We start from the raw sequence: 11,111 nt of genomic DNA on the forward strand, positions 1-11,111 counted from the left end.
GCGTGCCGCTCGCCACGCGCGCGCCGCTCGCGGTGCCCCGCGGTCGCCTCGTCGGCGCGCTGCGCGTGCGCCTGCGCGAGCGCGCGCCACGTGGCGGCGGGCAGCACGCGGGCGGGCGCGTCGGCGGTCGTGGTCACGCGTACCAGGGTAGGTCGGCGGTCCGGCGGTGACGCCCGGGGCCGTCGCGGGCGGGAGCGCCCGTGCCGAGGTCGTCCTCGGCGTCCGCACCGGGTGGTGCCGGTCGACGGTCGCTGGTGCGCGGTCCGCCCGACCGCCACACTGGCGCCATGCTTGCCGCCACCCTGGTCCTCGCCGCGCTCGCGGCCGCCCTGCACGTCGTGATCTTCGTGCTCGAGTCCGTGCTGTTCGACCGGCCGGACGTGCACGCGCGCTTCCGCACGTCGTCGCAGGACCTCGACGTGGTCCGGCCGTGGGCGTTCAACCAGGGCTTCTACAACCTGTTCCTGGCCGTCGGGGCGGCGGTCGGCGTGGTGCTCGCCGCGCTCGGCCACGAGGACGTCGGCCTCGCGCTCGTGCTGCTGGCGTGCGGGTCGATGCTCGCCGCGGCGCTCGTCCTGGTCACGGCCGACCGGCGGATGGCCCGCGCCGCCGCGACGCAGGGGACGTTGCCGCTGCTCGCCGTCGTGACCGCGGTCGCGGCGCTCGCGGCCTGACCCCGTCTGGGCGATCAGGCTCGGCGGGAGGTGCGGTCAGGCCTCGCGGCGCGCGACGAACACCCACTCGAGCCCTGGCCGGTCCGGTGCGTCCCGGACGTCGACGGCGGTGAACCCGGCCGCCGCCAGCGACCGCTCGACCTCGCCGCGCTCCCGGAAGCGCAGGGTCGAGTCCGACGTGCGGACCGCGCCGTCGGACGCGAAGACGTACGTGCCGCGGAACGTCACCAGCGGCCCGTTCACCTCCACGAGGTCGAGCCAGTGCTCCACGACGCCCACGCCGGGCACGTCGTCGCGGGACCACGTCTCGTCGCGCACCCACGACCGCCACGCCTCGCGGGCCGGGACCCGCGTCTCCAGCACGAGGTGCCCGCCGGGGCGGACGGCGGCGTGCAGCCCGCGCAGCGTCGCGTCCCAGTCCGCGTCGGCGACGAACACCTGCGCGACGTTGCCCGTCATCACGGCGACGTCGACCTGCAGCGGCGGCAGCGTCGTGGCGTCGCCGAGCCACCAGCGCACGCGGTCGGCGCCGGGCTTCGCGCGGGCCAGCGCGAGGGACGCGGCGGACGGGTCGACGCCGACGACCTCGACGCCGCGCGCGGCGAGCAGGACCGCGAACGTGCCCGTGCCGCAGCCGACGTCGAGCACGCGGCGCGCGCCGTCCCGGGGCGGGACCAGCTCGTCGACGAGGTCCGCGTAGACGTCGAGGTCGGCGCGGTCCGGGTCGAGCGGGTCGTACAGCGCGACGAGGCGCGGGTCGTCGAAGAGGTCGTCGGGCACGCCCGCGACGCTACGAGCCGTCCGCCCGCGGCTCCACCGGTTTGCCCGCGCCAGGGACGGCAGCCGCCGGGGTCACGACGGGCGGGAGCGCGTCGGGGCGGACGTCGGCCGCGCGCGTCGAGACGCCGTGCAGCAGGCGCTCGAGCGGTCCGCGTCCCAGGACGGCGCGCCACGCCCAGCACAGGACGAGCGTGGTCAGCAGGAACGCGAGCCACGACGCGATGCCGGGGGCGCGCACGACCTCGTCGCCGACGAGCGCGATGACGACGACGTGGACGGTGTACGCGGTGAGGGCGAGCTCGCCGACGGCGGCGACCGGCGACAGGACCTCGGGCACCTGCTCGGCGAGCGCCAGGCAGACCACGAGCACGAGCAGCGCGACGCCGGTGTTGCCGAGGACCTCGAACGTCGTCGACGAGTGCGGCTCGGTGGTGGCGATCGTCGTGGGCCACCCGAGGCCCTCGCGGGCGACCCACGCGCCGACGTGCCCGACGACGACGAGGACCGCGCCGGTGACGGCGAGGTTGACGCGGACTCGGGTCTCTCGCAGGTCGCTGCGGCCGACGGCCAGGCCCGTCAGCAGGTACGCGAACCAGACGACGGCGGGGTAGAAGTGCCCGACGGTCATCTCGGCGAGCAGCGTCGGCGTCGCGCCCCACGCGGTGAGGCCGTCGGTGAGGAACGTGCGCAGGAACGGGCCGACGAGCGCGACGCCGGCCGCGACGGCGACCAGCGCGCGGACCGGCCAGCGCAGCGCGACGCACCCCGCGGCGAACAGCAGCGCGTACGTGGGCAGGATGACCGCGACGGGGGTGCCGAGCATGACGAGCAGCTCGCCGAGGACGAACAGCAGGACCGCGCGGACGAGGACCCGCAGGCGCGACTGCACGAGCCGGGTGCCGGCGACCGGGGTCGAGCCGCCCGAGAGCAGGGCCAGCCCGACGCCCGCCAGGACCACGAACAGCGCGGACGGGCGGCCGTCGGCGAGCTGCGTGAACCCGCCGGGCGGCACGGGCCCGGTGTCGTCGGGGCCGACGTGCGCGGTCATCATGCCGAGCACGGCGAGGCCCCGGGCGACGTCCACTCCGGCGATGCGGCGCATGGGTCGCATGCTAGGTCCGGGGCCGGGTCACCGGCGCAGGTCGGGCCTCCGCGAGAGCCGCGGCGGGGGCGGCGTGGGGGACGTCGGGCGGGCTCGTGGCGGCCGTCGTCGGTCGGGTCGCGGTCTCACGTCGCGGAATCGGGTGTCCCGCGTCTTGAAACCGTTGTCGCACAGATGATTAGAGTTCGGTGTGAACACCCCTGTGCACGCCGACGTCTACACCCACGGGCACCACGAGTCCGTGCTGCGGTCCCACCGGTGGCGCACCGCCGCGAACTCCGCCGCGTACCTGCTGCCGTCGCTCGCGCCCGGCCAGTCGCTGCTCGACGTGGGCTGCGGCCCGGGCTCCGTGACCATCGACCTCGCGTCCCGCGTCGCCCCCGGTGCGGTCGTCGGCGTGGACACGTCCTCCAAGGTCATCGAGATCGCGCGGACGGCCGCGGCCGACGCGGGTGCCGCCAACGTCTCGTTCGACGTCGCGGACGCCTACGAGCTGCCGTTCGACGACGACACGTTCGACGTCGTGCACGCCCACCAGGTCCTGCAGCACCTGTCCGACCCCGTCGCCGCGCTGCGCGAGATGCGCCGCGTGACCCGCCCCGGCGGGGTCGTCGCGGTCCGCGACGCCGACTACGCGGGCATGACGTGGTTCCCGCCGTCGCCCGGCCTGGACGAGTGGCAGGCGCTGTACCAGGAGGTCACGGAGGCCAACCGCGCCGAGGCCGACGCCGGCCGGCGCCTGCTGTCGTGGGTGCGGGCTGCGGGCTTCGCGCCCGCCGGGATCGCCCCGTCCGCCGGGGTGTGGTGCTACGCGACGCCCGAGGACCGCACCTGGTGGGCCGAGCTGTGGGCCGACCGGTGCGTCAAGTCGAACTTCGCCGCGCAGGCCATCGACCACCACCTCGCCGACGAGGTCGGTCTCGAGCTGCTCGCCGACGCGTGGCGCGAGTGGGGGGCCGAGCCCGACGGCTGGTTCACGGTCCTGCACGGCGAGGTCGTCGCGCGCGCGTGACGCGCACGTACGCTGGGCCCGTGCGCATCGCCCGCTTCACCACAGGCCAGGACCCCCGCTACGCCGTCGTCGAGGGTGAGCCCGGCGCCGAGGAGCTCGTCGTCATCACCGGCGACCCGATCTACACGCCGATCCAGCCGACGGGGGAGCGGCGCCGTCTCGACGACGACGGCGTCCGCCTGCTCGCCCCGGTCATCCCGCGGTCGAAGATCATCGGCGTCGGCCGCAACTACGCCGACCACGCCAAGGAGATGGGCAACGAGGTCCCGACGGCCCCGCTGCTGTTCCTCAAGCCCAACACCTCGGTGATCGGCCCCGACGACCCGATCGTCCTGCCCGACTGGACCGAGCACGTCGAGCACGAGGCCGAGCTGGCCGTCGTCATCGGCAAGGTGACGAAGGACGTCAGCCCCGAGCGTGCGCTGGACCACGTGTTCGGCTTCACGGTCGCGAACGACGTGACGGCGCGCGACATCCAGCGCAGCGACCTGCAGTGGACGCGCGCCAAGGGCTTCGACGGGTCCTGCCCGATCGGCCCGTGGATCGTGCCCGGCCTCGACGTCGAGGACCTCGCGGTCACCGCGCGCGTCAACGGCGAGACGAAGCAGGACGGCCGCACGTCGCAGATGATCTTCGACACCGCCTACCTGGTCTCCTACGTCTCCGAGGTCTTCACGCTGCTCCCCGGCGACGTCATCCTCACGGGCACGCCCGCGGGCGTGAGCCCGATCGTCGACCGGGACGTCGTCGAGGTCGAGGTCGAGTCCATCGGCGTGCTGCGCAACCCGGTGCTGCGCCGCCACTAGCCGCAACTAGGCTTGGGTGCCGTGACCACCCCCGCCTCCGCCGGCTCGGCCGTGCGCGTCCGCTTCTGCCCGTCGCCGACCGGCACCCCGCACGTCGGGCTGATCCGCACCGCGCTGTTCAACTGGGCATACGCCCGGCGCACGGGCGGCACGTTCGTGTTCCGCATCGAGGACACTGACGCGGAGCGGGACTCGCAGGAGAGCTACCTGCAGCTCCTCGACGCGCTGCGCTGGCTGGGGCTGGACTGGGACGAGGGCGTCGAGGTCGGCGGACCGCACGAGCCGTACCGCCAGTCGCAGCGCTACGACCTGTACGAGGACGTCGTGCGCCGGCTCGTCGAGGGCGGGTACGCGTACGAGTCGTTCTCGACCCCGGAGGAGATCGAGGCCCGTCACCGGGCCGCCGGGCGCGACCCGAAGCTCGGCTACGACGGCGTCGACCGGGACCTGACCGACGAGCAGAAGGCCGCGTTCCGCGCCGAGGGCCGTGCGCCCGTCCTGCGCCTGCGGATGCCCGACGAGGACGTCACGTTCACGGACCTGGTCCGCGGGGAGATCACGTTCAAGGCCGGCTCGGTGCCGGACTACGTCATCGTGCGCGCCAACGGCCACCCCCTGTACACGCTGGTCAACCCCGTCGACGACGCGCTCATGGGCATCACGCACGTGCTGCGCGGCGAGGACCTGCTGTCGTCGACCCCGCGGCAGGTCGCGCTGTACCGCGCGCTCGTCGACCTCGGTGTCGCGTCGGTCGTGCCGCAGTTCGGGCACATGCCGTACGTGATGGGCGAGGGCAACAAGAAGCTCTCCAAGCGCGACCCCGAGTCGAACCTCTTCCTGCACCGGGAGCGCGGCTTCACCCGCGAGGGCCTGCTCAACTACCTCGCGCTGCTCGGCTGGTCCATCGCGCCCGACCGCGACGTCTTCACGCTCGAGGAGATGACGCAGGCGTTCGACATCGCGGACGTCAACCCGAACCCGGCGCGGTTCGACCTGAAGAAGGCCGAGGCGATCAACGCCGAGCACGTCCGGCTGCTCGCGCCCGACGACTTCCGCGACCGGCTGGTGCCGTACCTGCACGCGGGCGGCCTGGTCCCCGCAGACTCGTACGCCGACCTGTCGGCCGAGCACCGTGCGCTGCTCGACGCGGGCGCGCCGCTCATCCAGACGCGCGTCACGCTGCTCGGCGAGGTCGTCGGGATGCTCGGCTTCCTGTTCGTCGCGGACGACGCCCTGGAGGTCGCCGACGACGCCCGCGGCGCCCTGCGCGACGACGCCTCCGCGGTCCTCGACGCCGCACGCGCCGCCCTCGCGGCACTGCCCGCCGACGGCTTCACGACCGCCGCGACGCAGGAGGTCCTGCAGGCCGCGCTCGTCGACGAGGGCGGTCTGGGCATCAAGCCGCGGTTCGCGTACACGCCGCTGCGCGTCGCGCTGTCCGGCCGCCGGGTCTCGCCGCCGCTGTTCGAGTCCATGGAGATCCTCGGGCAGGCCTCGACGCTCGCCCGCCTGGACCGGCTGCGCGCGACGCTGTGACGGGCGCCCCCGCGGCGGACGGAGCCGACCGTCCGCTCGTCGACGGCGTGCTGTTCGACATCGACGACACGCTCGTCGACACCCGCGGCGCGTTCGCGGCGGCGCTCGCCGTGATCGCCCGCCGGTACCTGCCGGACGTCACGCCCGACCGCGACGACGAGGTCGTCGCGGTCTGGCGGGCGGACGTCAACGGCCACTACCAGCGCTACACGCGCGGCGAGGTGGACTTCGACGCGCAGCGCATGACGCGCGCCAACGAGCTGCACGCCCGGTTCGGCGGGCACGCGCTCGACGACGACGCGTTCGCGGCGTGGGACGCGGTGTTCCAGGACGGCTTCACGGCCGCCTGGGCGGCGCACGACGACGCGAGCACCGTCGTGGACACCCTGCTGTCCGCCGGGCTCGCCGTCGGGGCCCTCTCGAACGCGTCGGTGGCCTACCAGACCGCCAAGCTCGAGCGCACCGGCCTGATCGGCCGCGTCCCGATGCTCGTCGGCGTCGACACCCTCGGCTTCGGCAAGCCCGACCCGCGCGTGTTCGCCGAGGCGTGCCGGCTGCTCGGCACCGACCCCGCCCGCACCGCGTACGTCGGCGACGAGCTCGACGTCGACGCCGCGGCCGCGCGCGACGCGGGGCTCGTCGGCGTGTGGCTCGACCGGCCGGGCACCCGCCGGCACCCGATCAGCGACGCGACCATCGCGGCGACGGACGTCCGCACGATCAGCACCCTGACCGAACTGCCCGCGCTGCTCGGCCTCTGACGCCCGGCGCGACGGTGGGTCACCGGCGCGTCGCCCGCCAGCACAGGGTGCGGTACGGGACGTCGACCGTCGTCCGGCCGCGCAGGTCGGGGTGGGTCGCGACGAGGTCGTCGACCTGGTCGAGCAGGGCGTCGCGCTCGTCGTCGGGCAGCGTCAGCAGGTGGCTGCGACTGGCGGCGAGGACGCGCAGGTCGGCCGTCGGCATCGGGGTCGACCAGGCGACCTCGTGGTGCTCCGGCTCGGTGAAGCGGTCGCCCAGCACGGGCACCCGCGCGCTCGGCTCGAGCGAGTCGCCGGTGTGCACGATCCGGGTCCACCGTGCGACCCAGTCGGTCGCCTGGTCGCGGACGTTCCACAGCACCGCGACGCTGCCGTGCGGGCGCAGGACGCGCGCGATCTCCGCGGCGGCCGTCGGCGGGTCGAACCAGTGCCACGCCTGCGCGACGGTGACGGCGTCGACGCAGGCGTCCGGCAGGCCGGTGCGCTCGGCGGTGCCGGGTCGGGCGTCCGCGTCGGGGGCCGCGCGCTCGAGCTCGGCGCGCATGGCGTCGGACGGCTCGACGGCGACCACGTCGAAGCCGAACGCGACGAGGCGCTGCGTGAGCTTGCCCGTGCCCGCCGCGAGGTCGAGGACGTCGCGCGCGTCGTGCGGCACGCACCAGCGCACGACCTCGTCGGGGTAGCTCGGTCGGGTCGCCTGGTACACGGCGGCGCCGCGCTCGAACGAGGCGGCCCTCGTCGTGCGGTGCTCGTCCACGTCACCGCCCCCGTTCCCGCGTCCCCGCGGGACGCGTGTCAGTCGCCGGGCATCGGGTCGAGCAGCTCGAGCGCCGCGTCGTGCAGCAGCCCGTTGCTCACCAGCGCGGAGCCGCCGAACGGCCCCGGGACGCCGCGCACCGACGTGAACCGCCCGCCGGCCTCCGTGACGATCGGCACGAGCGCGGCCATGTCATGCAGCGCGAGCTCGGGCTCCGCCGACAGGTCGACCGCACCTTCCGCCACGAGCACGTGGCTCCAGAAGTCACCGTACGCGCGGGTGCGCCACACGCGCCTGGTGAGGTCGAGGAAGGGGTCCAGCAGCCCTTCCTGCTCCCACCCGGACAGGCTCGAGTAGGACAGCGACGCGTCGGCGAGCCGGTCGACGCCCGACACCTGCATGCGCGACGCCGCGGCCAGCGACTTGCCGGTCCACGCGCCGGAGCCCTGCGCGGCCCACCAGCGGCGGCCGAGCGCGGGTGCGCTCACGAGCCCGACGACGACCTCGTCGCCGTCGATGAGCGCGATGAGCGTCGCCCAGACCGGCACCCCGCGGACGAAGTTCTTCGTCCCGTCGATCGGGTCGACGACCCACCGGCGGGGACCATGGCCGGTGTCGGCCATCTCCTCGCCCTGCACGGCGTCGCGGGACCGGGCGCGCGAGAGCTGGCCGCGGATGAGCTCCTCGGCCGCGCGGTCGGCGTCGGACACCGGCGTCAGGTCCGGCTTGGTCTCGACGCGCAGGTCCTGCGCCTTGAACCGCGACATCGTCAGCGAGTCGACCTGGTCCGCCATCACGTGCGCGAGTCGCAGGTCGTCGTCGTACCCGGGGCGCAGGCTCATGGCCGACACCGTAGCGCCGCCGCCCAGGTCAGGGCCGTGAGGTCTCGCGCGACTCGCGTGGATCCGCGTCGCCCGTGCCGAGCCGGCTCGCCAGGAGCCGCCGGAAGGACTCGACGCGCGCGGCTCGGGCGTCGCGTGTCTCGTCGTCGGGGGCGTCGGCCACCCACTCGTCGAGCGTGCAGTCCGGGGCGTCGGCGGCGTGCGTGCAGCCGCGCGGGCACTCCTGCGCGACGTCGGCGAGGTCGGCGAACGCGCCCAGCAGGTGGGAGGGGTCGACGTGCGCGAGCCCGAACGACCGCACGCCCGGCGTGTCGATGACCCACGTGGGTGCGGCGGTCCCGGGGACGCGCAGCGCCACGGCGGACGTCGAGGTGTGCCGCCCACGGCCGGTCACGTCGTTGACCACGCCGGTCGCGCGCGCGGCGTCCGGCACGAGCGCGTTGACGAGCGTCGACTTGCCGACGCCCGAGTGCCCGACGAGGACCGACGTCCGGCCGTCGAGCGCGGTGCGCAGGTCGTCGAAGCCGTGGATGACGCGCTCGTCGCTGGGACCCTCGGTCCGCGTCACGACGACGTGCACCCCGATGGGCGCGTACATCGCGACGAGCTCCGCGGGGTCGGCCAGGTCGGACTTCGTGAGGGCGAGCAGGACGTCCATGCCCGCGTCGTAGGCGGCGGCGACGCACCGGTCGATCATGCGGGTGCGGGGCTCGGGGTCGGCGAGCGCGGTGACGATGACGAGCTGGTCGGCGTTGGCGACGATGACGCGCTCGACGGGGTCCGTGTCGTCGGCGGTGCGCCGCAGGACCGTCCGGCGCTCGGTGATGCGCACGATCCGGGACAGGGAACCCTGGTCGCCCGAGGTGTCGCCGACGACGTCCACGCGGTCGCCCGGCACGACGCGCTCGCGGCCGAGCTCGCGGGCCTTCATCGCGATCGCGCGCCGCTCGTCGGGGCCGCCCGGGTCGACGAGCACCGCGTACCGGCCGCGGTCGACGCCCGTGACGAGCGCGGTGTCCGCGTCGGCGTGCTCGGGGCGGATCTTGGTGCGGGGCCGCGTGCCGCGACCGGGACGGACGCGGACGTCCCGTTCGTCGTAGCGGCGCTCCGCCATCAGGACGCCTGCGCCCCGTCGCCGGTGCCGGCCGGTCGCGTTCCGAGCATGCCCTGCCACATCCCGACGAAGTCGGGCAGCGTCTTGCCGGTCGTCGCGACGTCCTCGACCTCGACGCCGGGCACCCGCAGGCCGACGAGCGCGCCCGCGGTCGCCATGCGGTGGTCGGCGTAGGTCCGCCAGACGCCCCCGGTGAGCGCGCGGGGTGTGATGACGAGCCCGTCGGCGGTCTGCTCGGCCTGCCCGCCGAGCCGCGTGATCTCGTTCGCGAGGGCCGCGAGGCGGTCGGTCTCGTGCCCGCGCAGGTGCGCGATGCCGCGCAGCCGCGTGGGGCCGTCGCCGAACACGGCGAGCGCGGCGATGGTGGGCGCGAGCTCCCCGGCGGGCTTGAGGTCCAGGTCGACGCCGTGCACGACGCCGGTGCCGGTGACGGCCAGGACGTCGCCGTCGAGCCGCGTGGTCGCGCCCATGCGCTCGAGGATGCCGGGCAGCAGGCCGCCGGGCTGGGTGGTCGTCGTGGGCCAGCCGGGGACGCGGACCGTCCCGCCGGCGACGAGCGCGGCCGCGAGGAACGCGCCGGCGTTCGACAGGTCGGGCTCGACGCGCACGTCCCGGCCGGCGATCGCCCCCGGGGCGACCCGCCAGATGTCGGGCCGGGAGTCGTCGACGTCGACGCCTGCGGCCCGCAGGACGTCCACGGTCATCTCGATGTGGGGCAGGCTCGGCAGGGTCCGGCCGGTGTGCCGGATCGTCAGGCCCTGCTCGAACCGGGCGCCGGCGAGCAGCAGGCCCGACACGAACTGGCTGGACCCCGACGCGTCGACGTCGACCTGACCGCCGCGGACGTGGCCGCGCCCGTGCACCGTGATCGGCAGGTGGCCGGGCTCGCCCTCCTCGTCGACGCGGACGCCGAGCGCCCGCAGCGCCTGGATGATCGGCCCCATGGGCCGCACGAGCGCCTCGGGGTCGCCCTTGAAGTGGACCGGGCCGTCGGCGAGCGCGGCGACCGCGGGCAGGAACCGCATGACCGTGCCGGCCAGCCCGCAGTCGATCGTCACGTGGCCGCGCAGCGCAGCGGGGGAGACGACCCAGTCCTGCCCGGCGTCGACCGTGACGCCGAGGGTCTCGAGGGCTCCGCCCATGAGGCGCGTGTCGCGCGACGACAGCACGGCGCGCAGCCGGCTCGGGCCGTCGGCGAGCGCCGCGAGCACCAGGTAGCGGTTGCTGAGCGACTTCGAGCCGGGGACCTCGACGACCGTGTCCAGCGTGCCGGGGGCCTCGGGGGCGGGCCAGAGGGCGGCGGCGGGGTGCGGGCGCGGGTCCAGGGCGGTCATGGCGTCAGGCTAGCGGCGGTGCGGGGGACGGGTCCGCGGCGCCCGTGCCGTGGGCGCGCGTCGGTCAGTCCTCGGTGGCGTGCCGCGCCCGCGCCGCCTGGACGCGCCACGTGAGGCCGGGACGGCCCTCGTAGTCGGCGGCGGCCAGCAGCGCGCCCCCGAGCGCCGACACGGCGCGCACGAGCCGGGTGCGTCTCGCGGCGCGCGCGACGGGGTCGCGGTCGTGGACCTTGTCCGGCAGGTTGACGACGACGAGCGGCGCGGTGAGCGCGGCGAGCGCGAGCGCGGCGGTGCGCGGCGCCTTGCCGAGCGCGAGCAGCAGGCCGGCGCCGGCGAGCGCCGCCCCGTGCACCTGCACGGCGGTGCGCAGCTGCCGCTCCGTCGGGTCGAAGT

Annotated in this window: 11 protein-coding genes and 1 pseudogene; 5 read left to right on the top strand and 7 right to left on the bottom strand. The window is 75.4% G+C overall.

Translation table 11 applies throughout. From position 1 onward, the window contains the following. Positions 1–287 precede the first annotated feature (287 nt). Positions 288–674: a DUF1304 domain-containing protein gene (locus CBZ_RS00165; protein ID WP_130779605.1), complete on the top strand. Its 387-nt coding sequence runs from the start codon at positions 288–290 to the stop codon at positions 672–674. Between the two features lie 36 nt (positions 675–710). Here CBZ_RS00165 and CBZ_RS00170 read toward each other — a convergent pair whose 3' ends face one another. Next, complete coding sequence (locus CBZ_RS00170) at positions 711–1,454, bottom strand: class I SAM-dependent methyltransferase (RefSeq protein WP_130779606.1); 744 nt, start codon at positions 1,452–1,454, stop codon at positions 711–713. Between the two features lie 10 nt (positions 1,455–1,464). After that, positions 1,465–2,556: a heparan-alpha-glucosaminide N-acetyltransferase domain-containing protein gene (locus CBZ_RS00175; protein WP_130779607.1), complete on the bottom strand. Its 1,092-nt coding sequence runs from the start codon at positions 2,554–2,556 to the stop codon at positions 1,465–1,467. Positions 2,557–2,746: 190 nt separating this feature from the next. Here CBZ_RS00175 and CBZ_RS00180 point away from each other — a divergent pair, with 190 nt between their 5' ends. From CBZ_RS00180 to CBZ_RS00195, 4 genes are read left to right on the top strand one after another with little or no spacing between them, the layout of a single operon-like run. Then, a complete protein-coding gene (locus CBZ_RS00180; protein ID WP_130779608.1) occupies positions 2,747–3,568 on the top strand; it encodes a methyltransferase domain-containing protein in 822 nt (273 codons plus the stop codon). Between the two features lie 20 nt (positions 3,569–3,588). Further along, complete coding sequence (locus CBZ_RS00185; RefSeq protein ID WP_130779609.1) at positions 3,589–4,374, top strand: fumarylacetoacetate hydrolase family protein; 786 nt, start codon at positions 3,589–3,591, stop codon at positions 4,372–4,374. Positions 4,375–4,395: 21 nt separating this feature from the next. Next, complete coding sequence (gltX, locus tag CBZ_RS00190) at positions 4,396–5,910, top strand: glutamate--tRNA ligase (RefSeq protein WP_130779610.1); 1,515 nt, start codon at positions 4,396–4,398, stop codon at positions 5,908–5,910. Further along, a complete protein-coding gene (locus CBZ_RS00195) occupies positions 5,907–6,671 on the top strand; it encodes an HAD family hydrolase (protein ID WP_130779611.1) in 765 nt (254 codons plus the stop codon). Before gltX ends, CBZ_RS00195 begins: the two co-directional genes overlap by 4 nt. A 19-nt stretch (positions 6,672–6,690) precedes the next feature. Here CBZ_RS00195 and CBZ_RS00200 read toward each other — a convergent pair whose 3' ends face one another. From CBZ_RS00200 to CBZ_RS00220, 5 genes and pseudogenes are all read right to left on the bottom strand, one after another. Continuing rightward, complete coding sequence (locus CBZ_RS00200) at positions 6,691–7,428, bottom strand: class I SAM-dependent methyltransferase (RefSeq protein WP_130779612.1); 738 nt, start codon at positions 7,426–7,428, stop codon at positions 6,691–6,693. Positions 7,429–7,466: 38 nt separating this feature from the next. Next, on the bottom strand, positions 7,467–8,270 hold the full coding sequence (locus tag CBZ_RS00205) for an inositol monophosphatase family protein (RefSeq protein ID WP_130779613.1): 804 nt from the start codon (positions 8,268–8,270) through the stop codon (positions 7,467–7,469). Between the two features lie 28 nt (positions 8,271–8,298). Next, the gene (gene rsgA, locus CBZ_RS00210; RefSeq protein WP_130779614.1) at positions 8,299–9,384 is read right to left on the bottom strand and encodes a ribosome small subunit-dependent GTPase A; all 1,086 of its coding nucleotides are present in this window, start codon (positions 9,382–9,384) and stop codon (positions 8,299–8,301) included. Continuing rightward, positions 9,384–10,718, bottom strand: coding sequence for a 3-phosphoshikimate 1-carboxyvinyltransferase (gene aroA / locus CBZ_RS00215; RefSeq protein ID WP_130779615.1), 1,335 nt, complete (start codon positions 10,716–10,718; stop codon positions 9,384–9,386). The genes rsgA and aroA overlap by 1 nt, the downstream gene beginning before the upstream one ends. A gap of 64 nt (positions 10,719–10,782) precedes the next feature. Further along, positions 10,783–11,111 (bottom strand): annotated as a pseudogene (locus tag CBZ_RS00220) (DoxX family protein); the annotation flags it as partial.

The organism is Cellulomonas biazotea, from assembly GCF_004306155.1.
GTDB classification, from domain to species: domain Bacteria; phylum Actinomycetota; class Actinomycetes; order Actinomycetales; family Cellulomonadaceae; genus Cellulomonas; species Cellulomonas biazotea.